This is a genomic window from Luteimonas gilva (assembly GCF_005239095.1).
GTDB lineage: Bacteria > Pseudomonadota > Gammaproteobacteria > Xanthomonadales > Xanthomonadaceae > Luteimonas_C > Luteimonas_C gilva.
In genome coordinates, this window is the sequence record NZ_SZUA01000001.1 from 188,147 (window position 1) to 210,564 (window position 22,418).

Annotated in this window: 26 protein-coding genes, 2 tRNA genes and 1 other RNA gene; 16 read left to right on the forward strand and 13 right to left on the reverse strand. The window is 67.2% G+C overall.

Annotation, left to right across the window (positions count from 1 at the left end; translation table 11 throughout):
- Positions 1 to 33: 33 nt before the first annotated feature.
- Together FCE95_RS00845 and FCE95_RS00850 are read right to left on the reverse strand one after the other, a co-directional pair.
- The gene (locus FCE95_RS00845; RefSeq protein WP_137265119.1) at positions 34 to 738 is read right to left on the reverse strand and encodes a PP2C family protein-serine/threonine phosphatase; all 705 of its coding nucleotides are present in this window, start codon (positions 736 to 738) and stop codon (positions 34 to 36) included.
- Positions 739 to 1,113: 375 nt separating this feature from the next.
- Positions 1,114 to 1,204 (reverse strand) — tRNA-Ser (locus FCE95_RS00850).
- 109 nt (positions 1,205 to 1,313) lie between these two features.
- Here FCE95_RS00850 and FCE95_RS00855 point away from each other — a divergent pair.
- Positions 1,314 to 1,721, forward strand: coding sequence for a DUF6165 family protein (locus FCE95_RS00855; RefSeq protein WP_137265120.1), 408 nt, complete (start codon positions 1,314 to 1,316; stop codon positions 1,719 to 1,721).
- Between the two features lie 5 nt (positions 1,722 to 1,726).
- Here FCE95_RS00855 and FCE95_RS00860 read toward each other — a convergent pair whose 3' ends face one another.
- Together FCE95_RS00860 and FCE95_RS00865 are read right to left on the reverse strand one after the other, a co-directional pair.
- Positions 1,727 to 2,578 (reverse strand): DUF2306 domain-containing protein, encoded by an 852-nt coding sequence (locus FCE95_RS00860; RefSeq protein ID WP_223266725.1) that lies wholly within the window; start codon positions 2,576 to 2,578, stop codon positions 1,727 to 1,729.
- 109 nt (positions 2,579 to 2,687) lie between these two features.
- On the reverse strand, positions 2,688 to 3,716 hold the full coding sequence (locus tag FCE95_RS00865) for a glycosyltransferase family 9 protein (RefSeq protein ID WP_137266391.1): 1,029 nt from the start codon (positions 3,714 to 3,716) through the stop codon (positions 2,688 to 2,690).
- A gap of 42 nt (positions 3,717 to 3,758) precedes the next feature.
- Here FCE95_RS00865 and FCE95_RS00870 point away from each other — a divergent pair, with 42 nt between their 5' ends.
- From FCE95_RS00870 to FCE95_RS00895, 6 genes are all read left to right on the forward strand, one after another.
- On the forward strand, positions 3,759 to 4,514 hold the full coding sequence (locus FCE95_RS00870; RefSeq protein WP_137265121.1) for a 3-deoxy-D-manno-octulosonic acid kinase: 756 nt from the start codon (positions 3,759 to 3,761) through the stop codon (positions 4,512 to 4,514).
- Positions 4,514 to 5,272: an MBL fold metallo-hydrolase gene (locus FCE95_RS00875; RefSeq protein ID WP_137265122.1), complete on the forward strand. Its 759-nt coding sequence runs from the start codon at positions 4,514 to 4,516 to the stop codon at positions 5,270 to 5,272. Before FCE95_RS00870 ends, FCE95_RS00875 begins: the two co-directional genes overlap by 1 nt.
- Positions 5,269 to 6,291 (forward strand): GTP 3',8-cyclase MoaA, encoded by a 1,023-nt coding sequence (gene moaA, locus FCE95_RS00880; RefSeq protein ID WP_137265123.1) that lies wholly within the window; start codon positions 5,269 to 5,271, stop codon positions 6,289 to 6,291. Before FCE95_RS00875 ends, moaA begins: the two co-directional genes overlap by 4 nt.
- Positions 6,292 to 6,445: 154 nt before the next feature.
- On the forward strand, positions 6,446 to 6,937 hold the full coding sequence (gene moaC / locus FCE95_RS00885; RefSeq protein ID WP_137265124.1) for a cyclic pyranopterin monophosphate synthase MoaC: 492 nt from the start codon (positions 6,446 to 6,448) through the stop codon (positions 6,935 to 6,937).
- The gene (locus tag FCE95_RS00890) at positions 6,934 to 7,176 is read left to right on the forward strand and encodes a MoaD/ThiS family protein (RefSeq protein ID WP_137265125.1); all 243 of its coding nucleotides are present in this window, start codon (positions 6,934 to 6,936) and stop codon (positions 7,174 to 7,176) included. Before moaC ends, FCE95_RS00890 begins: the two co-directional genes overlap by 4 nt.
- A gap of 100 nt (positions 7,177 to 7,276) precedes the next feature.
- Complete coding sequence (locus FCE95_RS00895) at positions 7,277 to 7,696, forward strand: molybdenum cofactor biosynthesis protein MoaE (protein ID WP_137265126.1); 420 nt, start codon at positions 7,277 to 7,279, stop codon at positions 7,694 to 7,696.
- A gap of 352 nt (positions 7,697 to 8,048) precedes the next feature.
- Here the strand turns inward: FCE95_RS00895 and ffs are convergent.
- Together ffs and FCE95_RS00905 are read right to left on the reverse strand one after the other, a co-directional pair.
- Positions 8,049 to 8,145: signal recognition particle sRNA small type (ffs, locus tag FCE95_RS00900), an RNA gene on the reverse strand.
- 107 nt (positions 8,146 to 8,252) lie between these two features.
- A tRNA-Ser gene (locus FCE95_RS00905) sits at positions 8,253 to 8,345 on the reverse strand.
- A 125-nt stretch (positions 8,346 to 8,470) separates the two neighbouring features.
- On the opposite strand from FCE95_RS00905, the gene dnaX reads away from it, so the two are divergent.
- The 4 genes from dnaX to FCE95_RS00925 all read left to right on the forward strand — a co-directional run bounded on the left by dnaX (position 8,471) and on the right by FCE95_RS00925 (position 11,668).
- Complete coding sequence (gene dnaX, locus FCE95_RS00910) at positions 8,471 to 10,189, forward strand: DNA polymerase III subunit gamma/tau (RefSeq protein WP_137265127.1); 1,719 nt, start codon at positions 8,471 to 8,473, stop codon at positions 10,187 to 10,189.
- A gap of 5 nt (positions 10,190 to 10,194) precedes the next feature.
- Complete coding sequence (locus tag FCE95_RS00915) at positions 10,195 to 10,515, forward strand: YbaB/EbfC family nucleoid-associated protein (RefSeq protein ID WP_137265128.1); 321 nt, start codon at positions 10,195 to 10,197, stop codon at positions 10,513 to 10,515.
- A gap of 98 nt (positions 10,516 to 10,613) precedes the next feature.
- Positions 10,614 to 11,210 (forward strand): recombination mediator RecR, encoded by a 597-nt coding sequence (recR, locus tag FCE95_RS00920; protein ID WP_137265129.1) that lies wholly within the window; start codon positions 10,614 to 10,616, stop codon positions 11,208 to 11,210.
- A gap of 107 nt (positions 11,211 to 11,317) precedes the next feature.
- Positions 11,318 to 11,668, forward strand: a complete 351-nt coding sequence (locus FCE95_RS00925; RefSeq protein WP_137265130.1) for a histidine triad nucleotide-binding protein — start codon at positions 11,318 to 11,320, stop codon at positions 11,666 to 11,668.
- 122 nt (positions 11,669 to 11,790) lie between these two features.
- On the opposite strand, the gene FCE95_RS00930 is transcribed toward FCE95_RS00925, so the two are convergent.
- Genes FCE95_RS00930 through FCE95_RS00945 form a run of 4 tightly spaced genes read right to left on the reverse strand, consistent with a single transcriptional unit; the run spans position 11,791 to position 16,143 of the window.
- On the reverse strand, positions 11,791 to 12,303 hold the full coding sequence (locus tag FCE95_RS00930) for a Slp family lipoprotein (RefSeq protein WP_137265131.1): 513 nt from the start codon (positions 12,301 to 12,303) through the stop codon (positions 11,791 to 11,793).
- Complete coding sequence (locus tag FCE95_RS00935; protein WP_137265132.1) at positions 12,300 to 14,234, reverse strand: transglutaminase TgpA family protein; 1,935 nt, start codon at positions 14,232 to 14,234, stop codon at positions 12,300 to 12,302. Before FCE95_RS00935 ends, FCE95_RS00930 begins: the two co-directional genes overlap by 4 nt.
- Positions 14,221 to 15,186 carry a DUF58 domain-containing protein gene (locus tag FCE95_RS00940; RefSeq protein WP_223266726.1) on the reverse strand — a complete coding sequence of 322 codons (966 nt, stop codon included), beginning with the start codon at positions 15,184 to 15,186 and terminating at the stop codon, positions 14,221 to 14,223. Before FCE95_RS00940 ends, FCE95_RS00935 begins: the two co-directional genes overlap by 14 nt.
- Before the next feature lie 3 nt (positions 15,187 to 15,189).
- Positions 15,190 to 16,143, reverse strand: coding sequence for an AAA family ATPase (locus FCE95_RS00945; RefSeq protein ID WP_223266727.1), 954 nt, complete (start codon positions 16,141 to 16,143; stop codon positions 15,190 to 15,192).
- Positions 16,144 to 16,187: 44 nt separating this feature from the next.
- Here FCE95_RS00945 and FCE95_RS00950 point away from each other — a divergent pair, with 44 nt between their 5' ends.
- Positions 16,188 to 18,047, forward strand: coding sequence for an ArnT family glycosyltransferase (locus FCE95_RS00950; protein ID WP_137265133.1), 1,860 nt, complete (start codon positions 16,188 to 16,190; stop codon positions 18,045 to 18,047).
- An 83-nt stretch (positions 18,048 to 18,130) separates the two neighbouring features.
- On the opposite strand, the gene FCE95_RS00955 is transcribed toward FCE95_RS00950, so the two are convergent.
- Together FCE95_RS00955 and FCE95_RS00960 are read right to left on the reverse strand one after the other, a co-directional pair.
- Positions 18,131 to 18,700, reverse strand: coding sequence for a Maf family protein (locus FCE95_RS00955; RefSeq protein WP_137265134.1), 570 nt, complete (start codon positions 18,698 to 18,700; stop codon positions 18,131 to 18,133).
- Between the two features lie 3 nt (positions 18,701 to 18,703).
- The gene (locus FCE95_RS00960) at positions 18,704 to 19,045 is read right to left on the reverse strand and encodes a hypothetical protein (protein WP_137265135.1); all 342 of its coding nucleotides are present in this window, start codon (positions 19,043 to 19,045) and stop codon (positions 18,704 to 18,706) included.
- 155 nt (positions 19,046 to 19,200) lie between these two features.
- On the opposite strand from FCE95_RS00960, the gene FCE95_RS00965 reads away from it, so the two are divergent.
- The 3 genes from FCE95_RS00965 to FCE95_RS00975 all read left to right on the forward strand — a co-directional run bounded on the left by FCE95_RS00965 (position 19,201) and on the right by FCE95_RS00975 (position 21,009).
- Positions 19,201 to 19,713, forward strand: coding sequence for a YceD family protein (locus FCE95_RS00965; protein WP_137265136.1), 513 nt, complete (start codon positions 19,201 to 19,203; stop codon positions 19,711 to 19,713).
- 30 nt (positions 19,714 to 19,743) lie between these two features.
- Positions 19,744 to 19,938 carry a 50S ribosomal protein L32 gene (gene rpmF / locus FCE95_RS00970; RefSeq protein WP_137265137.1) on the forward strand — a complete coding sequence of 65 codons (195 nt, stop codon included), beginning with the start codon at positions 19,744 to 19,746 and terminating at the stop codon, positions 19,936 to 19,938.
- Between the two features lie 75 nt (positions 19,939 to 20,013).
- A complete protein-coding gene (locus FCE95_RS00975; RefSeq protein WP_137265138.1) occupies positions 20,014 to 21,009 on the forward strand; it encodes a beta-ketoacyl-ACP synthase III in 996 nt (331 codons plus the stop codon).
- A gap of 130 nt (positions 21,010 to 21,139) precedes the next feature.
- Here FCE95_RS00975 and FCE95_RS00980 read toward each other — a convergent pair whose 3' ends face one another.
- Complete coding sequence (locus FCE95_RS00980; RefSeq protein ID WP_137265139.1) at positions 21,140 to 21,292, reverse strand: hypothetical protein; 153 nt, start codon at positions 21,290 to 21,292, stop codon at positions 21,140 to 21,142.
- A 139-nt stretch (positions 21,293 to 21,431) separates the two neighbouring features.
- Here FCE95_RS00980 and fabD point away from each other — a divergent pair, with 139 nt between their 5' ends.
- Positions 21,432 to 22,388, forward strand: coding sequence for an ACP S-malonyltransferase (gene fabD / locus FCE95_RS00985; RefSeq protein WP_137265140.1), 957 nt, complete (start codon positions 21,432 to 21,434; stop codon positions 22,386 to 22,388).
- Positions 22,389 to 22,418: the final 30 nt, after the last annotated feature.

Sequence of the window (22,418 nt, forward strand, 5' to 3'; positions counted from 1 at the left end):
CTACAAAGCAAAGCGAGCCCGGCGGCGTACCGCTCAATGGCGGCGGACGAGGATCACAGTGACGTTGTCCGACCCGCCGCCGTCCAGCGCCGCGGCGACCAAGCCGTCCACGCATTCCTGCGCGCTGCATTCGCCGTGCGAGAGGATGCGGGCGATGCCGCGATCGTCGACTTCTTCGGTCAGCCCGTCGCTGCACAGCAGCAGCTGCATGCCCGGCCGCAGTTCGCCGGTCATGGTTTCGACGTTGAGCTGCTGCGGGTCGGTCACGCCCAGCGCCTGGGTGACCACGTTGCGGTGCGGGTGGCTGCGCGCCTGCTCGTTGGTGATGGCGCCCTGCGCGATCAGTTCCTGCACGTAACTGTGGTCCTGCGACAGTTGGGCCAGCTGGCCGTCGCGCCACAGATAGACCCGACTGTCGCCGACCCAGGCGACCTCGAAGCGGCTGCCCGACACGCGCGCGGCCACGACCGTCGTGCCCATCGGCAAGGCTTCGTTGCGGCGCTTGGAGGCGCGGATGATCTCTTCGTCGGCGATGCGGATGGCTTGCGCCAGCGGCGTGCCCTCGCGCACCTCGCGAACGATGGTCTCGCGCGCCAGCGCGCTGGCGACTTCGCCGTACTGATGGCCGCCCATGCCGTCGGCGACCAGCCACAGGCCGAGCTCGCTGTCGCCGTAATAAGTGTCTTCGTTCAGCTCGCGCCGCAGGCCGACATGCGTGAGGTGTCCAAACTCGATCATGAGCCGGTCATGTTGGTGAGGGGGGCCTTTCAGACGGGTAACGGAATAATCGCGGCAGGCAGGACGCGAAGCAAGGCGGGCCGGACCCTAGGCGGATGTAACGGACTGAAACGGAGGGTATGGGCGGTCGGAAAATAGGGTAAGTAGGGATCGCTCGGTCTGGTTCGTTCCGGATAAATTTGTCGAATGCAGTGAAGGTTCCGGGCGTTGAGAAGGAAGAGGGTGGATGCATTCGGGCCATCCATGGCCCTCACTCTTCGGGCGGCTTCGCCGTGCAAATCGGCAATCCTGCCGATTTGTCGAACCGGGCCCTCATTAAGTTCCACCCTCCGCCAGACATAAAAAAGCGCCCGCGAGGGGCGCTTTTTTTATGTCTGGCGGAGAGGGTGGGATTCGAACCCACGGTACGCTATGAACGTACGCCTGATTTCGAGTCAGGTACAATCGACCACTCTGCCACCTCTCCGGTGGCCCGACAGCAGGCGTGACGCGGCCGGGGGCGCAATGATACGGGGCCGCGCCTGGCCGGACAAGGCGGGCGGTTAAACTGGCGGCCTCTCATCCGAGTCCGAGCCATGTCCGAAATCCTCGTTCCCGTCTCTTTCGGCGAGTTGCTCGACAAGATCGCGATCCTGCAGATCAAGTCCGAGCGCATGTCCGATCCCGCCAAGCTGGCCAACGTGCGCAACGAGCTGTCGGCGCTGGAAAAGACCTGGATGGCGCATCCGGCCGCCGGGCAGGACATCGTCGAGTTGCGCGCCCAGCTGAAGGCGGTGAACGAGCGCCTGTGGGAGATCGAGGACGACATCCGCATCAAGGAAAAGGCGCAGGCTTTCGACGCCGAGTTCGTCCGCCTGGCGCGCAGCGTCTACTTCGAGAACGACGAACGCGCGCGGATCAAGAAGGATATCAACCTGGCGTTGGGTTCCAGCTACGTCGAAGAGAAGTCCTACCAGGACTACAAGACCGGCGCGGCGCCCTGACCGGTTCAAGCGCCGAATAGCCGCGCCGCGATCGGCGGACCCCAGGCGCGCAGCGTCAGGAGATAGGTGAGCACGGCCAGCGCGACGGCCGTGCCCGCCATCGCCAAAACGGCCGTCGCCTGCGCCCAACCCGCGCCGCTCTTTCTGGCGCGCAGGAAGGCTTCGGCCAGCAGCAAGTTCGGCACGAAGAAAAAGTAGAGCATCGCCGTGTCGAACGGACCGTCGAAGGTCGCGGTGTGGCCCAGGCCGCCGGCGAATACGCGCCATGCGGTGTATTCGATCCGGTACAGCCACGAACCGATCACCAGCGCGAACAGCCGGATCGCCCAGGCGCGGTGCGCGTCGAAACGCCGCGCGCGCGCATGCCGCACGGCATTGCCGGCGGCCAGGATCAGGGCGAGCCCGTAGATCGCGAAGGCGATGTCCATCGCGGTGCCGCCGATCGTACCCTTGGCCACGATGAAGACGAGCCCGCCGGCGCCGGCGAGGATCGCGGCCGATGCGTAGATGCGCCCGCTCCAGCGATGCAGCTTCGGCCAGCGCGCGCGCAACGGCGCGATCAGTTGGATCGGGCCCAGCAATAGCAGCACGGTGCCGGCCAGCAGATGCATGCCGATCCCGATGCTGGCGCGCAGCGTGGCGGGATCCCATATCCGCGGCGCTTGCTCGCTCGCATTCCCTTGCCCGGTCGCGCCGTCGAGCAATGCGCCGCCGTAGAAAGCCAGGATGTAAAGCGCGAACAACGCTCCGCTGGCCCAGGCGATCGCGGCCAGCGACGCGCCGGTCCAGCGCACGGCGGCATGCCAGGCGGGCAACGTCATCGGGCGTTGGGCGAGAAAGGCGACGGTTTCGTTCACGAGCGGCTTCCGTGTCGGGCAATCGGAAAACGCTACGGAAACTGCGGCGCTGCCGGAACCGGCGTTGGTTATCGGCCAGGGGTGCCGGAAGGCGGGGATGGACGTTCCGCTATCGGCTTTGGCGGTAGCGCTCGAAGGCTGCGACCGCATCGTCCACGGTCACCAGATCCATCACGCCCTCGTATTCGATCTTCGTGCCCCACTTCAGCGCCGACGCCGGTTTGCCCAGGTATTTGCGCGCGGCGTCGTCGTAACGGTCGACGCAGAACGTCCGGTCCGAATACGGCCCGCTGCGCGGCGGATTGCTGGCGGCGTGCAGGCCCAGCACCTTCGTGCCCATCGCGTTGGCGATGTGCATGGGCCCCGAGTCCGGAGCCATGACCAGATCGGCGCGCTCCAGCAGCGCCGGCAATTGCTTCAGCGTGTCTTTGCCGACCAGGTCGAGCGCCGGCGCGCGCATGGCGGCCACGATCGCGTCGGCGGTGTCGCGCTCCAGCGCGCTGCGCCCGCCGCACAGGACGATGCGCCAGCCTTGCGCGGCCGCGTGGTCGGCGACCGCGGCATAGCGGTCCGCGCGCCAATTGCGCAGCGTGTGGCTGGAGCAAGGCGAGATCAGCAGGGAAGGGCGGCCGTCTTCCGGCCATTGCGCCTGCGCCCAAGCCCGCGCCTCGTCCGGTACCGGCAGATCCCAGACCACCTCGGTCTGCTTCAGTCCGAGCGGCTCGCAGAAGCTGCCGATCGCATCCAGCACGTGGATGCCGGGCCGGTCGGGAATGCGTTCGTCGATGAAAAGGCCGTGCAGATCCTTCGAACGCGAGCGGTCGTAGCCGATGCGGCGCACGGCGGGGACGAAAGCGGACAACAGATTGGCGCGCGCCGCGACCTGCATCTGCAGCAAGGCATCGAAACGGCGGCCGGCGAAGCGCTTGCGCAGGTCGAACATGCCCTTCAGGCCGGCGTTCTTGTCGTAGACCTCGAAGCGGACGCCGTCCAGACCTTCCAGCAGCTTGAATTCGCCTTTGCCGATGATCCAGGTCAGGTCCGCCTCCGGCCAGGCGCGGCGCAGGGTGCGCACCAGCGGCACCACGTGGGTGGCGTCGCCCAGCGCGGACAGGCGCAAGAGGCAGATGGAACGCAGCGGCGACGGCGATGGGGGCACTGGGATTGTTAGACTCGTTGGGTGACCGGGTTCGACGCCACCGAAGGCCTGACGCCGTTCCGCGACGAGCGCGGACAGGGCTATGGCGCGATTCTGTTCGACGGCACGCGCATGCGGCAAGCCGACCCCGATTGGTTCGCGCCTTCGCATTGGGGCGAAAAGGCCCGGCCGGTGAGCAGCGGCGGCCGCGGCGGCGCCTGGTTCGCCGATACGCCGTTCGGCCCGGCGGTGCTGCGCCACTATCTGCGCGGCGGCTGGGCGGCGGCCTTCAGCCGCGATCGCCACCTCTGGCGCGGCAGCGAGCGGGCGCGCAGCTTCGCCGAATTCCGCTTGCTGCGCGAACTCATCCGCCACGGCTTGCCGGTGCCGCGCCCGATCGCCGCGCAATACGTGCGCGAAGGCTGGGGGTATCGCGCGGCGATATTGCTGGATCGGATCGAAGGCGCGCGCTCGCTGGCCGAGCGCGCCGCCACCGCCGGACACGATGCGCCTTGGGAAGAGACCGGGCGGCTGATCGCGCGCTTCCACCGCGCGGGCTTGGACCACGCCGATTTGAACGCCACCAACTTGCTGTTCGACAGCCGCGGCAACGGCTGGGCGATCGATCTCGACCGCAGCCGATTGCGCATACCGGCCACCGGTTGGCGCGAAGGCAATCTGTCGCGCTTGCGCCGCTCGTTGATGAAATTGCGCGGCGAACGCGCCGAAACCGACGTCGATGCCGATTTCGCGCGCCTGCGCCGAGCCTACGACAACACCTGGAGCCGGGGTTACTGATGGGTTGGACTTTGCGTTTCCACGGCGTGGGCAATGCCTCGGCGGTCGAGCTCGGTTCGCCGATGGCCACCATCGAACGCGACGGCGCGCCGTGGCTCACCATCGATTGCGGCGGCGAAGGCTTGACCGCCTACCAAGCGCACTACGGCGACTCGCCGCGCGCGCTGTTCGTGACGCATACCCACTTGGACCACATCGCCGGGTTCGAACGCTTGTTCGTGGCCAATTATTTCGACCCGTCGCGCCGCGGCCGCATGCGCCTGTACGTGCCGGCGAGCGTGGTGCCGCTGCTGCACCAGCGCGTGGGCGACTATCCGAACGCGCTGGCCGAAGGCGGCGCCAACTTCTGGGACGCGTTTCAAGTGATCCCGGTCGGTGCCGCGTTCTGGCATGACGGCCTGCGCTTGGAAACGTTCGCCACCCGCCATCATTGGCCGGAGACCGCTTTCGGCCTGCGCTTGCGCGGCAGCCTGGTCTGGACCGGCGACACGCGGCCGATCCCGGAGGCGTTGGCCAAGTTCGCCGACGCCGGCGAGCGTATCGCCCACGACTGCGCACTGCACGGCAACCCCTCGCACAGCGGCATCGACGATCTGGAGCGCGAATACCCGCGCGAGCTGCTCGAACGCTGCGTGCTCTATCATTACGCCAGCCGCGACGACGGCGATGCGCTGGCCGCGCGCGGCTATCGGGTCGCCCGTCCGGGCGAAACGCTGGCGCTGGACGAACCCACGGCACCGAGGTCGGAATCGGCATGAATGCGGTGTTGCGCAATGCGGTATCTCCGGTCGATGCGTTCGGCCGGCCGCTGCGCGACCTGCGTTTGTCGGTGATCGACGCCTGCAACTTCCGCTGCCCGTACTGCATGCCCGCCGACCGCATCGCCGAGGACCATGGCCTGGATGCCGCTTCGCGGTTGGATTTCGACGAGATCGAGACTTTGGTGCGCGGCTTCGTCCGATTGGGCGTGAGCAAGCTGCGCCTGACCGGCGGCGAGCCGCTGCTGCGCAAGCATCTGCCGCGGTTGATCGAGCGCTTGGCGGCGATCGAGGGCATCGACGATCTGGCGCTGACCACCAACGGCTCGTTGTTGGCCAAACAGGCGGCCGCATTGCGCGATGCCGGTTTGCGGCGGCTGACGGTGAGTTTGGATGCGCTGGATCCGGACCTGTTCCGCGCTTTGTCCGGCGGGCGCGGCGAAGTGGCCGACGTGCTCGCGGGAATCGAAGCGGCCGAACGCGCCGGCTTCGCGCCGATCAAGCTCAACTGCGTCGTCCAGCGCGGCGTCAACGACGGCGAAGCCTTGGCCTTGGTCGAACGCTTCCGCGGCAGCGGCCACATCGTCCGCTTCATCGAATACATGGACGTGGGCACCTGCAACGGTTGGGACCGGGCGCGCGTCGTGCCTTCGGCGGAACTGCGCGATCGGATCCACGCGCGCTGGCCGTTGCGGCCGCTGGATCCGAATTACCGCGGCGAAGTCGCTTCGCGCTACGCCTTCGAGGACGTGCAGGGCGAGGTCGGTTTCGTCAGCTCGGTCAGCGCGCCGTTCTGCGGCGATTGCCATCGCGCGCGCATTTCGGCGGACGGCAAGCTCTACACCTGTTTGTTCGCGGGCGAGGGCAGGGATTTGCGACCGTGGCTGAAGCTCGGCGAGACGGCGTTCGCGGAGCAGGTGGGCGATCTTTGGTCGCGGCGTGCGGATCGCTACAGCGAATTGCGCGGCGAGGCGGGCGCTTCGCGCAAGCACGTCGAGATGTATCTGATCGGGGGTTAGTCGCTTTATGCCGTCATTCCCGCGAAGGCTGGAATCCAGCGACTTAGGCCTTCGCCCCTAAGCAAGAGGTGTTTTGCTCTTCGATCGGATTAACGCGAAAATCAAAATCACTGGATTCCCGCCTTCGCGGGAATGACGGCTGCAAAGCGAACGCATGAAACGCAAGGGTAAACTGACCCACCTCGACAAAGACGGCATGCCCGCCATGGTCGACGTGTCCGGCAAAGCCGTCACGTCCCGCGAAGCCGTCGCCGAGTGCCGCGTCCGCTTTCCGGCCGACGTCGCTGCGCAACTGCGTAAGAACGGCCTGAAAAGCGCGAAAGGCGCCATCGCCGAAACCGCGATCGTCGCCGGCACGATGGCGGCCAAGCGCACCCACGAACTGATCCCGTTCTGCCATCCGCTGCCGATCGACGGCTGCCGCATCGCCATCGATTGGAGCGGCGAGCGGGAACTCGCTATCGAATGCCTGGTGAAAACCACCGATCGCACCGGCGTCGAAATGGAAGCGCTGACCGGCGCCACGGTCGCGGCGTTGACCGTGTACGACATGTGCAAGGCCTTGTCGCACGCGATCGTGCTCGGCCCGGCCAAGCTGCTCGGCAAACGCGGCGGCAAGCGCGATTTCGGGAAGGCGGGGCGATGACGCGGGCGACGGTGCTCTATTTCGCCAGTTTGCGCGATGCCGCCGGACGCTCTGCCGAGGCGGTCGAATCCGATGCCGCGGACTTGCGCAGCCTGTACGAGGAGTTGCGTGGCCGGCATGGCTTCGTTCTTCCCATCGCTCGCTTGAGGGTGGCCGTCGACGGCGCCTTCGCCGATTGGAACGACGGTTTGCGCGAAGGCAGCGAAGTCGCGTTCATTCCCCCTGTCAGCGGCGGTTGATTTCCCGCCATCGGGCGACTTTCGCTTTTGCCCGCGCGCGAGAAAAGGCAGAATCCAAGCCACTGGATCCCCGCCTTCGCGGGGATGACGGCTCAAGAGCATGCCGCGCTTCCGATTGTCCGATGCGCCCTTCGATATCGAACCTCTGCGTTCGGCGCTGCTCGGCGCACGAGCGGGCGCCTTCTCGAGCTTCGAAGGTTGGGTGCGTGATCACAACGAAGGGCGCGCCGTACTCGGACTTCGCTACGAAGCCTATGCCGCTCTCGCGGAGGCCGAGGGCGAGCGCGTGATCGACGAAGCGTTGGCCAAGTTCGAAATCGTCGACGCCCGTTGCGTGCATCGCATCGGCGATCTGGCCATCGGCGACCTGGCGGTCTGGGTCGGCGTGTCCGCCGCGCACCGCGACGCGGCCTTCGCCGCATCCCGTTACATCATCGACGAGGTGAAGGCGCGCGTACCGATCTGGAAGCACGAGCGGTACGCGGGAGGGGATGCGGGGTGGTTGCATCCAGACGGCTGACTTTCCCGCTCGCGGGAGAAGGTGGCGCGAAGCGCCGGATGAGGCGCGCGGAGTCGCAAATCGCTTCGAAAATTCGTCGCGGCGGGCTGCCCTCACCCAACCCTCTCCCGCAAGCGGGAGAGGGCTCAAGCAAGCGAGAGAGCCAAAATGGCGATGACCCCGCCGGCTGACATCGGCACCCGCGTCGATCCGTTGTTGCCCTCCGGCCCTGGCGGGGTGAGCATCGGCGTTTGCGCGCCACTGGCGCGCGCCGATGCGAACGCCCGGCCATGGATGGCCGGGCCGGACGCTATGGAGATAGGAACGTCGCGCCACGGATGGCAACGGTTTTCGAGAAGATCAAATGGCGATGACCCCGCCGGCTGACCTCGGCACCCGCGTCGATCGATACCGTTGCTGCCTTCCGGCCCTGGCGGGATTTTCGACCTAGCGTCGCGAGGGGCCGACGGGGCCACCATAGAAAACGGCCCTTCCGCTGCGATCACCGATGTGTGTCGGCTTTTGCATTGAAAAGTCTGGCCATGGGTGGCCAGGCTCTTGCGAAAGGACTCGCATATGGCGGAGAGAGGGGGATTCGAACCCCCGAAGCGCGGTTTAGACGCTTACACACTTTCCAGGCGTGCTCCTTCAACCACTCGGACACCTCTCCGCTGGAACCTGAAGGAAGCCAGGGGCGACGCTCAGGGGCGCAAATTCTAGCCGTGGCGGGCATTTGGGACAAGCGAGCCCGGGCCGTCGCGGCCGCTGCGATGGCCGCATGGCAGAATGGACGCCATGTCCTACCTCGTCCTCGCCCGCAAGTGGCGTCCCAAACGTTTCGCCGAACTGGTCGGGCAGGAGCATGTGGTCCGTGCGCTCACCAATGCGTTGGATACCGGCCGCGTCCACCACGCTTTCCTGTTCACCGGCACTCGCGGCGTCGGCAAAACGACCATCGCCCGCATCTTCGCCAAATCGCTGAACTGCGAGCGCGGCACCTCGGCCGAACCCTGCGGGGAATGCCCGACCTGCCAGGCGATCGACGCCGGCCGCTTCATCGACCTGCTGGAAATCGACGCGGCCTCCAACACCGGCGTGGACGACGTCCGCGAGGTGATCGACAACGCCCAGTACATGCCTTCGCGCGGCCGGGTGAAGGTCTATCTGATCGACGAAGTCCACATGCTGTCCAAGTCGGCCTTCAACGCGCTGCTGAAGACGCTGGAAGAGCCGCCGGAGCACGTGAAATTCCTGCTGGCCACCACCGATCCGCAGAAATTGCCGGTGACGGTGCTGTCGCGCTGCCTGCAGTTCAATCTGAAGCGCTTGGACGAGCAGCAGATCGCCGGGCAGATCGCGAAGATCCTCGCGGCCGAAGGCATTGGCGCCGAACCGGGCGCGATCCGGCAATTGGCCAAGGCCGCCGACGGCAGCCTGCGCGACGGTTTGTCGCTGCTCGACCAGGCCATCGCCTATAGCGGCGCGAACGACGCCGGCGGCGTATTGGCCGATGCGGCGGTGGCGACGATGCTCGGCACGGTCGACCGCACTCGCGTCGGCGCATTGCTCGCGGCGCTGGCCGCCGGCGACGGCGAACGCTTGCTGGCCGAAGCCGCGGCGCTGGCCGAATTCTCGCCCGACTGGGGCAGCCTCCTCGATGCGCTGGCCGACGGCCTGCATCGGATCCAAGTGAAGCAATTGGTGCCCGGCGCCGGCATCGAGACCGATGCGGTCGACGTCGAAGCGCTGGCCGGCGGCCTGCGTCCGGAGTTGGTGCAGCTTTGGTACCAGATGGCCTTGAACGGGCGCCGCGATCTGCCGTTGGCGCCCAGTCCGCGCGCCGGCTTCGAGATGAGCCTGCTACGCATGCTGGCGTTCCGTCCGGCCGAGGCGGGCGCCGCCGCGGTTTCCGGCGGCGGCGCCGCATCCGCAACGCCTGCGCCGAAGACCTCCGCCGCCGCTGCGGCGAAGGCCGCGTTGTCGATGCAAGACGCCAAGCGCGAAGCCGTCGCTGCGCCGCCCGTGGCGCCGCCTTCGCCAGCGCCGGCAGCTCCTGTCGCGGCCCCGCGCCCGGCGCCGCCCGTCGAACCGCCGAAAGCCGCACCTCCCGCAGCTACGCGCGGCGTCGAAGTCGACAGCGAACGCTGGCTGGAATTGGTGGCTTCGCTCGCGTTGAAAGGCCCAGCCCGGGAGTTGGCTTCGCACGCCTCTTTCGTCGGCTATGCGGACGAAGTGCTGCGGCTTTCGCTGCCCGCGAGCGACGAGCACCTGCGCTCGCCGCTGCTGGTCAAGCAATTGGCCGATGCCTTGGCTCCGCAGTTGGGCGCCGTGCCGCAAATCCGCTTCGAAGCCGAAGCCGGCCAAGGCGAAACCCTGCACCAGCGCAACGCGCGCCAACGCGACGCGCGCCAGGCGGCGGCCGAAGAGACGTTCATGGCCGATCCCGCCGTGCAGCATCTGATCCAGAAGGGCGCGCAAGTGGTGCCCGATTCCATCCGACCTTACGACGAGTGAACGACATGCGTGGAAACATCGCCCAATTGATGCAGCAGGCGCAGAAGATGCAGGAAAACCTGCAGCGCGCCCAGGAAGAGCTGGCCAAGCTGGAAGTGACCGGCAACGCCGGCGGAGGCATGGTCAGCGTGACCCTGAGCGGCCGCATGGAATGCCGCAAGGTGCGGATCGATCCGAGCGTACTGTCGGATCCGGAGATGGCCGAAGACCTGATCGCCGCCGCATTCAACGACGCGGTCAACAAGGTCAATGCCGAATCGCAGCAGCGCATGGGCGCGGCGACGGCGGGCATGCCGGTGCCGCCCGGCATGAAGTTGCCGTTCTAGCAATCGTCATCCCAGCGAAAGCTGGGATCCATTTTGCTTCTGCGGAACCTAAAGAAGTCGCTGGATTCCCGCCTATGCGGGAATGACGGCTAAAACATATGTCTTCGCTTCTCGAACAACTGATCGAAGCCCTCCGCGTCCTGCCCGGCGTCGGCCAGAAGAGCGCGCAGCGCATGGCCTACCATGTGCTGGAACGCGAGCGCGAAGGCGGCAAGCGCTTGGCCGAAACCCTGGCCGAGTCGATCGAACGCATCGGCCATTGCGCGCGTTGCCGCGACTTCGCCGAAACCGAAATCTGCCCGATCTGCGCCAGCGCGGCGCGCGACGCGCATCAGTTGTGCGCGGTCGAATCCCCGGCCGATCGGCTGGCGATCGAGCAGGCCACCGGCTATCGCGGCCTGTATTTCGTGCTGCAGGGACGGCTCAGTCCGTTGGACGGCGTCGGCCCGAACGAACTGGGCCTGGACAAGCTGGCGGCGAGGCTCGCCGAAGGCGAAGTCAAGGAATTGATCATCGCCACCAATCCTACCGTGGAAGGCGAGGCGACCGCGCACTATCTGGCGCAGCTCGCGCGCAAGCACGGCGTGCGGCCGAGCCGGCTGGCGCACGGCGTGCCGCTGGGCGGCGAGTTGGAATACGTGGACCGCGGCACGCTGTCGCACGCGTTCGGCAGCCGTACCGAGATGCCGTCCTGATTTTGTGGGAGCGGCTTCAGCCGCGAGCTTTTTCGTGCGGATTGCGGCAATCTTGAGGAAAGAGCTCGCGGCTGAAGCCGCTCCCGCAAAGCAAAGAGGAGCGAAAAATGTCCGACACGATCTTCCACAAAATCATCCATCGCGAAATCCCCGCCGACATCGTCTACGAAGACGAGCACCTGATCGCTTTCCGCGACATCGCGCCGCAGGCGCCGGTGCACGTGCTGTTCGTGCCCAAGGTTTCGATCGCCACGTTGAACGATCTGCGCGCCGATCAGGCCGAAACGATCGGCCGGCTGGCGTTCGCGGCGGCCGAATACGCCAAGCGGGAAGGCTTCGACCAGGACGGCTATCGGATCGTCATGAACTGCAATGCGGATGCCGGCCAGACCGTGTTCCAACTGCATCTGCATCTGCTGGCCGGCGCGGCGTTGGGGCGTTTCGGCACGCCTGTCTAGTTTTTTGCGAGACGGCTTTTTGTGGGAGCGGCTTCAGCCGCGAGCTCTTTTTGCTGGCGTGCAGCGATCCTGAAGAGCTCGCGGCTGAAGCCGCTCCCACAAAAGCGCAACAAAAGGCGGAATCAATAGCGGCTGTCGCCCCAGCCCCAGCCGGCCCACGGCCACGGACGCTTGCTGTAGGGGTAACGCGGATCCTGATGCGGCGCTTCCGGCCACAGATGCACGCTGTCGGCCGCCACGCGCGGCCGCGAATAGCCGTGGCTGCCGGCCCATGGCGCTTCGAAACCGTCGAGGTGGCCGACCACGGTCAATTCGCGGTTCTTCAGATACACCGCCGGATCGTAGTAGCCCGGGCCGCAGGCGACGAAGCGGCCGCTGCCGTCGTCGTACATGTGCTTGGGCCTTCCGTAAACCGATAACTGGCTGCCGATCAATTCGAAGCAAGTCCGGTCGCCTTGCGCGCGCGCCGACACGATGCGGCCGCCCCAGCGCACCGGCAAGCCCGGACGGCCCACGTCGCGCGCCTGCGCGGGGCTGATGTCGACGACGTCGCCGTGCAGCGGAGCAGGGACCGTAGCGCAGCCTCCCGTCAATCCGGCGGCGGCGACGGCGAGGAAGAACAGGGCGGTTTTCATCGGTCGTTCCCTCGAAGAGACGCGGGGCGATGCGCCCGCAGCGCGCGGATCAGTTCGCGGCGCCCGGCGGCGTCGGCTACAGCGTAGCGCGATTCGGCGAAACGTTGTGCGAGCGTGCGCAGAGCGCCTTCCTGCGGCCGCCGGCGGAAGACGCGTTCGGCCCAGTCGAGCGCGGGTTCGTGCGGTTCGCGCTGCAGGCCGAATCGCGCATAGCGCGCGCCCAGCCGGCGCCAAGCGCGCAGCAGCGGATCGCGTTCGCGCTCGCTGTGCGCGATCAGCCATACCATCCAACCCAGCGCCAGCGCGGCCAGCGCTGCGAACAATGCGATCAAGTCGCCCGCATCGAGTTTGTCGATGCCCAGCGGCTGCAGCATTCGCTGCTGGCGCGTCGCGTCGAAGCCCAAGACCAGTTCGTTCCAGCCGCGGCGCAGCCAGTCGCCCGCGTCCAGCACCTGTCTCAGTCCGGCGAAGTCGCCCGCAGCGCGGTCTTCCAGCGTGTCGTAAATGCGCTCGGGCGCGACCGCGGCGGTAGGGTCCACGCGCACCCAGCCGCGCTGCGGCAGCCAGACTTCGGCCCAGGCGTGGGCATCCATCCGCCGCACGACCCAGTAATCGCCGAAAGGATTGCGGTATCCGCCGACATAACCGGTGACCACCCGTGCCGGTATGCCGGCCGCGCGCATCAGCACGACGAACGAAGAACTGAAATGTTCGCAGAAGCCGGCGCGTTGATCGAACAGGAATTCGTCGACCGAATGCCGGCCCAGCAACGGCGTGTCCAGCGTGTAGGCGAAGTCCTTGCGGATCCAGTCCAGCGCCCGCTGCACGATGGCGGCGTCGTTAGAACCCGCTTCGGCGCGCCATTGCCGGGCCAGCGCCACCGTGCGCGGGTTGTAGCCCTGCGGCAGACGCAAGGCGGCCTGGCGCAGCAGCGCTTTCAATTCGGGTTCGAACGCCGCCGGCGGGGTCGAGCGCATCCGCCAGCGCGTGACGGTGCTCAAAACGCGCTCGGCGTACAGGCCGTAGTCGCCGGACAGGCGCGCGCCCTCGGGCGCGGCGTTCGGCAGTTCCAGCGCGACCAATTGCCTGCGGTCGGTCGGTTCGAATTCGAGTTCGTAATCCCAAGCGGCGCCGCTGCGCCGCGTTTCCGCGGCGGGCAGTCCGCGCAGCCATTGCGGTTGCGTCCAGGTGCGGCCGTCGAAGTCCCACAGCACCGGGCCGCGCCAGTACATTTGTTCGGCCGGCGGCATGGGGCCGAAAAAATGCACGCGCAGCGCCGGGGCATCGTCGGCGAGCAGATCGATCCATTCGCCCGGACTCATCCGCTCTGAAAGGCCGGGCCGGGCCAAAGCGCGTTCGGGCACGCCCCACAAGGGCGAACCGATGCGCGGAAACAGCCAGAAAGCGGCCAGCGCGAGCGGCAGGCCGATGGCGATCAAACGCCAGACCGACAGCAATTCGCGCCAGGCCGAGCCAGCGCTCGCCGGCAGATCCGCTTCGGCATCGGCGAAACGCCGTAGCGCGAGCAAGGCCAGGGTGACGCCGATCAGCCCCAGGCCCATCGAAGCCGGCCCTTGATCGAGCAGGAAGGTCGCGAACGGACCGAACAGCGCGAACCCGACCAGACTGCGCGCATCGCGCAGCGCTGCGGTTTCGGAGGGCTTGATCGCGAGCATCGCCGCCAGCAGAGCGCAGCCGGTATCGCGTCCGATCGAAAAACGCGACATTTTCAGCACCAGCGCGACCACCGCCAGCGCCAGCAGAAAACGCAACCAACCCGGCATCGGCCGCCGCCAAGAAAGCGCGGCGACGACGACCGCCAACCCTGCGATCGCCGCTCCGACTTGTCCCGGCAACTGCAGCAACAGCGGCAGCAGGCAGGCGGCCATCGCCAGCAGCGCCCAGCGTCGGCTGGCGTTATCGAGCGCCATCGGCGTGCGGCAACAAAGCGAGCGCGCGCAGACAAGCGTGCCGATGCGCGGGACCTTGTCCGGGACCCAATGCGGGCTGGCCGGGCAGGCGCAGTTGATAACGGCGGTTTTCGCGTTCGGCCTGGTCCACCCAGTGCGCCAAGCGGCGGATGCGGTGCTCGTAGGCGAGCGGCGCCAGGCTTTGCCAATCCAGGATCACTTCCGCGCTGCGCGGCTGTTCGTATTCGCGCACCAGCAAGGTGTCGCGCCGCGCCGACGGTTTCCAGGCGACGGCGCGTTGCGGATCGCCGCGGCGGTAGTTGCGCAGATGGTGCACGTCGTCGCCGGCGGGATTCAGCCGCGCCGCGCCGGTGTCGCTGATTTGGGTGGGCAGCGGCGGGCCCTGCGTTTCGGGAGCCGGATAGACCAGCAAGGCTTGTTCGGGCCAGATCCAGCTCCAAGCGATGGCCAGGCCCAACGGGCGCTGCGTAGAGATGCGGATGCGTTCCAGGTCGAGCCAGCCGCGGCGTTCGGTCGGCAGAGGCAACAGCGCTTCGCCCAGATCGTCCAGCGACAACGCGGAGGCGGCTTCGCCGTGGCGCAAACTCAAACCGCGGCGCCGGCGTCCGTCGCGAGCGCTGGCGCTGAGTTTGAGCAGCAGCGGTTCGCCCGCGGCGACCGGTTCGGCGGACAGGGCGTCGATGCGCAAGCCGGACAATTGCAGATGCGCGGTGATCAGGCTGGCCATCGCCGTGCCGGCCAGCAGCAGCGCGAGCAGAAGCGCCGGATTATTGTTGTAGTTCAGCGCGCCCAAGCCCATCGCGGCGAGCAGCAGCGCGAAGAACAAGCCGAACGGCGTCGGCAGCACATACACGCGCTTGCGGTCGATCGCCACCGGCAGCGATTCGTGCGTACGCGGCCGCGCCCAGGCTTGCAGGCGCCGCCAAAGCCTTTGGCGCCAAGCTCCGATCACGTTTCAGTCCACGGGCACGGCGAGCAGGATCGATTTGGCCAACGCCGCGCCGTTGCCGGCCTCGGCTTCGGCCACCAGCCGATGCGCGGCGATCGCCGCGAACAGCGCTTGCACGTCTTCCGGCAACACATGGCCGCGTCCCAGCAGCAGCGCATAGGCGCGCGCGGCGCGCAGCAGCGCCAAGCCGGCGCGCGGCGACAAGCCGACCCGCACGCCCGGGTGCTGGCGGCTGCGCGCGAGCAGCGCCTGCACGTAGCCGATCAGCGCGTCGCTGGCGTGGATCTCTTCCACCGCGCGCCGCAGCTGCAGCACGTCGTCCGCCGAAAGCACCGGCAGGGTTTTGGCGATCAAATCGCGCCGGTCGGCGCCGGTCAGCAGGGCGCGTTCGGCTTCGGCGCCCGGGTAGCCCAAGGTCAGGCGCAGCAGAAAACGATCCAACTGCGAATCCGGCAACGGGTAGGTGCCGGCCAAGTCGACCGGATTCTGCGTCGCGATCACGAAGAACGGCTGCGGCAGAAGGTGCGTGCTGCCGTCGACGGTGACCTGGTGTTCGGCCATCGCCTCGAGCAGCGCGCTCTGCGTTCGCGGCGGCGCGCGGTTGATTTCGTCGGCCAGCACGATGTTGGCGAACACCGGCCCGGCGTGGAATTCGAAGCGCCGCGCTTGGGCGTCGTAGACCGACACGCCGACGATGTCCGCCGGCAGCAAATCGGAGGTGAACTGCAGGCGCTGGAAACCCAAACCCAGCGTCGCCGCCAGTGCGTGCGCCAGGGTGGTCTTGCCCAGCCCGGGCAAGTCTTCGATCAGCAAATGCCCGTCGGACAGCAGCGCGACGAAGGCCAGGCGCACTTCCTGCGGTTTGCCGAGCACCAGGTCGTTGACTTGGGCCTGCGCGCGCTTGAGCGAGTCGCGCAGCGCGTCGGTTAGCATGTTCGCGGGTTGGGGCAGTGCCGACATGCGCGCCTCGAGCGATTTTGGCCAGTGTAGCGGGGCGCGGGCGAATGCGGGAAGACGAGTACGGACGACGGTCACGGAACGTCTTCATCGCGCTGTGGATCGGCGCGACGGCGCTCAAGTGCGCCTTGGCCGCGCGCTTGCCGTTGTTCGTCGACGAAGCCTTCTATTGGCAGGAAGGGCGCCACCTCGCCGCGGCCTATTCCGATCTGCCCGGCCTGACCGCGTGGCTGACGCGGATCGGCGTGGAGACGGGCGGCCAGCATGCCTGGGCTTTGCGTTGGCCGTTTTTGGCGATCGCCGCGCTGTTGCCTTGGTGCATCGGCAAGATCGCCGCGCGCGAATTCGGCGAAACGCGCGGCTGGCAAGCCGCCAGTCTCGCCGTGCTGCTGCCGCTGGCGGGCACACTGGGCGTGCTCGCGCTGCCGGACGTGCCGTTGGCGCTCGCATCGGTCGTATGCCTGGATGCCGGCGCGCGCTTGTTGCGCGGCGTGGACGCGGGCACGGCCTTGCAGCTCGCCTTGGGTTTGGCGATAGGCGCGTTGAGCCATTACCGCTTCGCCGCGGTCGTCGGCGTCGGCGCCTTAGCCCTGCTGTGGCTGCCCGAAGGCCGGCGCGCGCTGCGCGATGCGCGGGTGTGGGTGGCGCTGACCATCGGCGCGCTGGCCTGGTGGCCGCTGGTGGCTTGGAACGTCGACAACGCCGATGCGGGGCTGCGTTTCCAATTGGTCGATCGGCATCCCTGGACCGTGCACTGGGACGGGATGTGGTTCATCGCGATCCAGCTGCTGTTGGCGACGCCGCTGCTGTTCGTCGCGATGGCGCTCGCCGCGCGGCGCGGCCTGCGCGACGCATCGCCGGCCGTGCGGTATTTCGCGTTTTGCGGCGCGGCGTCGGTGGCGGGTTTTTTCGTGCTGGGATTTTTCGCCGACAACGAACGGGTGAGTTTCCATTGGCCGCTGTCGGGTTATCTCGCGCTGTTGCCGCTGACGCCGGCGGTGCTGGCGGCGTGGCCGCGGTTTTGGCGCCGCGCCGCGTGGATGTTGCTCGCGGCGGGATTGGCCTTGGGCTTGTCGTACTACGCGGCCGTTTCGCTGCCGGCGCTGCGCGCGCACGCCGCTGCGGAGAAATGGTATCCGGCCAATTTCGCCGGTTGGGACGAAGTGCGCGAGGCGGTGCGCCGCCGGTTGAAGGCGATGCCGCCCGGCACGCGGGTCGTCGCCGACAATTTCAAACTCGGCGCCGAACTGGGTTTCGCCTTGAACGACCCGGACATCCGCGTGCTGGATCACCCGCTCAACCATCGCCACGGCCGCGCTCCGCAATTGCGGCTGTGGAGTCTGGCGTATGCCGTCGCGCCCGGCGCGAAACCGACGCCCGCGCTGCTGGTGGTCGCCGCTTCGGAAGTCCAATACAAGCGCTTGCTCGATCACTACCACTCGCTGTGCGTGCAAGTCGGTCCGTTGCCGCCGCCGTCGGCGACGGTGAAAGTCGACCATGGCGCGCAACGCTTCCTTCTGTTCGACTTGCCCGCGCAACGCCCGGCCGCTTCGGCGCCGTGCACGGCGCCTGCGATGGCTTGGTTCGATGCGCCCGCGAGCGGCGCACGAGTCGGAAACCGTTTCGAAGTCGCCGGTTGGGCCTTCAAAGACGGCGTCGGTCTGGCGCGCGTGGAAATCACGCTCGACGGCAAGCCGGTGGCGCAAGCGGACTACGGCGCCGCCAATCCCGGCGTCGCGCAGTTCTGGCGGATATCCAACGACCCGCAGCATCCGAACGTCGGGTTCAAGGCGAGCGTCGACGCGTCGGGTTTCGCGCCGGGCCGGCACTGGCTGGGCTTGCGCCTGCACGGACGCGACGGCAGCGTCGAGGCGTGGCGCGATCAGCCTATCCAGATCGCCCGCTGAGGCTCTTGTAGAGTCGAGCCTGCTCGACTGCTCTTTCTGGCCGAAGATCACAAGCAGTCGAGCAGGCTCGACTCTACGAACGGCTAAGGCAGAGCAAATCCTGCTTTGCGCAACAAACCCGCGACGGCGATCAACGGCAACCCGATCAAGGCAGTCGGATCGCGCGACTCGATCGCGTCGAACAGGGCGATCCCCAAGCCTTCCGACTTGAAGCTGCCTGCGCAATCGAACGGCTTTTCGGCATCGACGTAGCGCGAGATCTCTTCGAGCGACAACGGCCGAAACCGCACCAAAGTGGAATCGAGCGCGTGGAAACGTTCTTCGTCGCGCTGCAAGGTGACAGCGGTGGCGAAACGCACCGCCCGCGCCGACATCGCCGACAATTGCCCGACCGCCGCCTCGCGTCCGCCCGGTTTGCCGAGCGCCGCACCGTCGAGCTCGGCGACCTGATCGGAGCCGATCACCCAGGCATCGGGTTCGCGCCGCGCTACCGCCGCGGCTTTGGCCGCCGCGAGCCGGCGCGCGGTTTCCGGCGGGGCTTCGCCAGGGATGGCAGTTTCGTCGACTTGCGGCGACAGGGTTTCGAAAGGCAGGTCCAGCCGCGCCAGCAGCTCGCGCCGGTAGGGCGAGGTGGATGCCAGGATCAGTCTCATGGCTCAGTGCAGCGGGGCGCGGGCGCGTTCGATTCGCAGCAATTGCTGCTCGATCTTGACCCGGGCGGCGTCGATCGAGTCGCGCACCGCGTCCAGCTCGTCCAGGCTGGCCGCTTCGCCGTGCTGCTGCAGCCACAGGCGCTGGCGCAGCATTTCGCGCAGAGCCTCGCGGACCGGTTCGGCCTCTTCGTCGCCGGCGACCGCCTCGATCTCGGAACGGGCGTCGCGCAGCCGCGCCTCGAGCGCGTCCGCAGCGTCCAGGACCTTGCCGACCGCCTGCTGGCGGCGGCCGCCCGGGCTGGGCCGGCGGCGGATCAGGTAGACCGCGCCGGAGGCGATGGCCACAGCCGCCGCTATAAGGAGGATGAGGGTCACGGCGGGCCGGGCGGGCTGAAGTGGGCGGCCAGTCTGCCGCGCCCGCCCGGGCAGGGCAAATTCCCTGTCCAAACACGGGCTTGGGTTTGACAGAGCAGGGGGCGACCCCTAAAATTCCGCGGCTTATGTCCGCGAGTTTGCCCGAAGTGCTGGACGCATGGCGCATGGTGGCGGCGCGGCGGAGTTTCGAAGGCCGGTTGCCCTTGGCGTCGTTCGGTCGGCTCAAGGACGGTCTGGTCGACGCCGAAGGCGAGGTCGGTTACGTCCTCGAGTTCGATCGCGACGCGCTGCAAGTGCCCTACGTCGAATTGCGGATCGATGCGGAGCTGCCGCTGGAATGCCAGCGCGGCCTGCATCGGTTCCTGCATCCGGTGAAGATCGTGCAGCGGCTGGGCTTGATCAGGGACGAGGCGGACGAAGCGGCGATGCCGCCGGGTTACGAACCGTGGCTGGTGCCCGAAGACGGCGAGCTGCGGCCGGCGGAGCTGATCGAGGACGAGCTGATCCTGGCAGTGCCCTTGGTGCCGGTGGATCCGCAGTCGGAGTCGGTCGAACGCGACTGGGCGCCGCAAGAAGAAGAGAAGGCGCAGGCCAACCCGTTCGCGGCGTTGGCGGCCCTGAAAGGCAAGAACAACTGATATTCAACGATTTGTAGCTGGAGCGTTCCCATGGCTGTGCAGAAATCCCGAGTCTCCCCTTCCCGCCGCGGCCAGCGCCGTTCGCACGACGCGCTGAGCGCCAAGCAGCTCGCCACCGATCCGACCAGCGGCGAAACCCACCTGCGCCACCACGTCACCGCCGACGGTTACTACCGCGGCAAGAAAGTCGTGGAGAGCAAGACCAAGGTCGTCGAAGAAGATTGATCGCCGCCGTGACCCCGGTCACGACGCATCGCTTCACTTCCGGCCAAGCTGGGCCGACGATTTGCGGGGAACCTGATGAGCGATCCTGATCCGAACGGCCGCGTCTATGCGCGTATCGCCGGTACGGGCAGCTACCTTCCGGAGAAGGTGCTGACCAACGACGACCTCGCCAAGATGGTCGACACCAGCGACGAATGGATCGTCTCGCGCAGCGGCATCCGCGAGCGCCACATCGCCGCCGAGGGCGAGACCACCGGCGATTTGGCCTATCACGCTTCGGTCCGCGCATTGGAAGCGGCCGGCGTTTCGGCGCAGGAACTGGACTTGATCGTGCTCGGCACGACCACGCCGGACCTCGTCTTCCCGTCCACCGCCTGCTTGATCCAGCACCGCTTGGGCGCGAACGGCTGTCCTGCGTTCGACGTCAATGCGGCATGCTCCGGCTTCTTGTACGCGCTGACCGTCGCCGACAAGTTCATCCGCTCCGGCGCCGCGAAAACGGTGCTGGTGGTCGGCTCGGAAACGCTCACCCGGATGGTGGATTGGACCGAACGCGCCACGTGCGTGCTGTTCGGCGACGGCGCAGGCGCCGTGGTCCTGAAGGCCGACACCGAAACCGGCATCCTCAGCACCCATCTGCACGCCGACGGCGGCAAGAAAGAGTTGTTGTGGGGCCCGGTCGGCGTATCCGTCGGCTTCAAGCCGGAAGAGCCGCGCGCCGGCGTGCGCATCAACATGGCCGGCAGCGAAGTGTTCAAGCACGCGGTCAAAGCCTTGGATTCGGTGGTCGACGAAGCCTTGGAAGCCAACGGCATCGACCGCCACGAATTGGATTGGCTGATTCCGCACCAAGCCAACCTGCGCATCATCGAAGCCACCGCCAAGCGCTTGGACATGCCGATGGATCGCGTCGTCGTCACCGTCGACAAGCACGGCAATACGTCTTCGGGTTCGGTGCCGCTGGCGCTGGACGAAGCGGTGCGCTCGGGCAAGATCCAGCGCGGCCAGCTGGTGCTGCTGGAAGCCTTCGGCGGCGGCTTCACTTGGGGCAGCGCGCTGCTGCGCTACTAAGCTGTTTCCCCCTTTGAAAAAGGGGATCAAAGGGGATTTGCTGTTGTTCTTGATGCAGAGCAACGGCAAAAGCAAATCCCCCATCGCCCTTCGGGCGATTCGCCCCCCTTTTCAAAGGGGGCAACAGCAATTATCCCTGCCGCTTGAAATACTGCACTTCGCGCTCATGCTTCTCAGCCGCGGCGCGCGTCTTGAACGTACCCAGATTGCGCCGCTTGCCGGTGCGCGGATCGGTCTTGCGCGAATACAAACGGTATTCGCCGGATGCCAGTTTGCGGATCATGACGTCGCCTCCTGCGCATATGCCAACAGAGCTGCGGTAAGCGCGCGGTGACGATGGCGTGATCGCACGATACGCACGGGTACAGACGAGGCCCCGCTTTCGCCCTTATCATGCGCGCCGGCCCTCCACGGATGCTCCCGTGACCGCTCAGCACCGCACCGACCCATCGCTGGCTTTCGTATTCCCGGGCCAAGGCTCGCAATCGCTGGCTATGCTCGCCGAATTGGCGGAAATGCATCCGACCGTCCACGGGACCTTCCGCGAGGCTTCCGACGGCGCAGGCGTCGATCTGTGGGCGCTGTCGCAAGGCGGCCCGGAAGACATGCTCAACCGCACCGAATACACGCAACCGGCGTTGCTCGCCGCAGGCGTCGCGGTTTGGCGCGTGTGGCAGGAGCAGGGCGGCGCTCAACCGGCCGCGTTGGCCGGCCACAGTTTGGGCGAATACGCCGCGCTGGTCGCCGCCGGCGCGCTGTCGCTGCGCGACGGCGCGCATCTGGTGCGCATCCGCGGACAACTGATGCAGGAAGCGGCGCCGCCCGGCACCGGCGCGATGGCCGCCGTCATCGGCGCCGAAGACGCGTTGGTGAAGGAAGTCTGCGAAAAGGCTTCCGGCAGCCAAGTGGTGGTGCCCGCCAACTACAACTCGCCGGGCCAGATCGTGATCGGCGGCGACGCCGAAGCGGTCGAGCGCGCGCTGTCGATGCTCGCCGAGCGCGGCGTGCGCAAAGCCGTCAAGCTGGCGGTGAGCGTGCCTTCGCATACGCCGATGATGCGCGAGGCGGCGAACCGGCTTTCCGAAACGATGGCCGGACTCGCCTGGCAGGCGCCGTCGATTCCGGTCGTGCAGAACGTGGATGCCGAAGCGCGCGACAACACGCAGTCGATCCGCGACGCTTTGGTGCGCCAGCTGTACTTGCCGGTGCGCTGGACCGATTGCGTGCAGGCGCTGGCCGCGCGCGGCGCGACCCGCGTCGGCGAATGCGGTCCGGGCAAGGTGCTGACCGGTTTGGTCAAGCGCATCGACAAGTCGCTGGACGCGCGGCCGCTGGGTACGCCCGGCGAATTCGAGACCGCGTGGGCGGATTGGAAATAAATCTTTTTTAGACACGGATCAAATCGGATA

Excerpts from the sequence above, each read along its gene's own strand:
- FCE95_RS00875 (WP_137265122.1), top strand. The coding sequence starts at position 4,514 with ATGGGTTGGACTTTGCGTTTCCACGGCGTGGGCAATGCCTCGGCGGTC.
- FCE95_RS00915 (WP_137265128.1), top strand. The coding sequence starts at position 10,195 with ATGCGTGGAAACATCGCCCAATTGATGCAGCAGGCGCAGAAGATGCAG.
- moaA (WP_137265123.1), top strand. The coding sequence starts at position 5,269 with ATGAATGCGGTGTTGCGCAATGCGGTATCTCCGGTCGATGCGTTCGGC.
- FCE95_RS00890 (WP_137265125.1), top strand. The coding sequence starts at position 6,934 with ATGACGCGGGCGACGGTGCTCTATTTCGCCAGTTTGCGCGATGCCGCC.
- FCE95_RS00980 (WP_137265139.1), bottom strand. The coding sequence starts at position 21,292 with ATGATCCGCAAACTGGCATCCGGCGAATACCGTTTGTATTCGCGCAAG.
- FCE95_RS00930 (WP_137265131.1), bottom strand. The coding sequence starts at position 12,303 with ATGAAAACCGCCCTGTTCTTCCTCGCCGTCGCCGCCGCCGGATTGACG.
- moaC (WP_137265124.1), top strand. The coding sequence starts at position 6,446 with ATGAAACGCAAGGGTAAACTGACCCACCTCGACAAAGACGGCATGCCC.
- rpmF (WP_137265137.1), top strand. The coding sequence starts at position 19,744 with ATGGCTGTGCAGAAATCCCGAGTCTCCCCTTCCCGCCGCGGCCAGCGC.
- FCE95_RS00945 (WP_223266727.1), bottom strand. The coding sequence starts at position 16,143 with ATGTCGGCACTGCCCCAACCCGCGAACATGCTAACCGACGCGCTGCGC.
- FCE95_RS00965 (WP_137265136.1), top strand. The coding sequence starts at position 19,201 with ATGTCCGCGAGTTTGCCCGAAGTGCTGGACGCATGGCGCATGGTGGCG.
- FCE95_RS00925 (WP_137265130.1), top strand. The coding sequence starts at position 11,318 with ATGTCCGACACGATCTTCCACAAAATCATCCATCGCGAAATCCCCGCC.
- FCE95_RS00855 (WP_137265120.1), top strand. The coding sequence starts at position 1,314 with ATGTCCGAAATCCTCGTTCCCGTCTCTTTCGGCGAGTTGCTCGACAAG.
- FCE95_RS00955 (WP_137265134.1), bottom strand. The coding sequence starts at position 18,700 with ATGAGACTGATCCTGGCATCCACCTCGCCCTACCGGCGCGAGCTGCTG.
- FCE95_RS00975 (WP_137265138.1), top strand. The coding sequence starts at position 20,014 with ATGAGCGATCCTGATCCGAACGGCCGCGTCTATGCGCGTATCGCCGGT.
- FCE95_RS00935 (WP_137265132.1), bottom strand. The coding sequence starts at position 14,234 with ATGGCGCTCGATAACGCCAGCCGACGCTGGGCGCTGCTGGCGATGGCC.
- FCE95_RS00845 (WP_137265119.1), bottom strand. The coding sequence starts at position 738 with ATGATCGAGTTTGGACACCTCACGCATGTCGGCCTGCGGCGCGAGCTG.
- recR (WP_137265129.1), top strand. The coding sequence starts at position 10,614 with ATGTCTTCGCTTCTCGAACAACTGATCGAAGCCCTCCGCGTCCTGCCC.
- FCE95_RS00895 (WP_137265126.1), top strand. The coding sequence starts at position 7,277 with ATGCCGCGCTTCCGATTGTCCGATGCGCCCTTCGATATCGAACCTCTG.
- FCE95_RS00950 (WP_137265133.1), top strand. The coding sequence starts at position 16,188 with ATGCGGGAAGACGAGTACGGACGACGGTCACGGAACGTCTTCATCGCG.
- dnaX (WP_137265127.1), top strand. The coding sequence starts at position 8,471 with ATGTCCTACCTCGTCCTCGCCCGCAAGTGGCGTCCCAAACGTTTCGCC.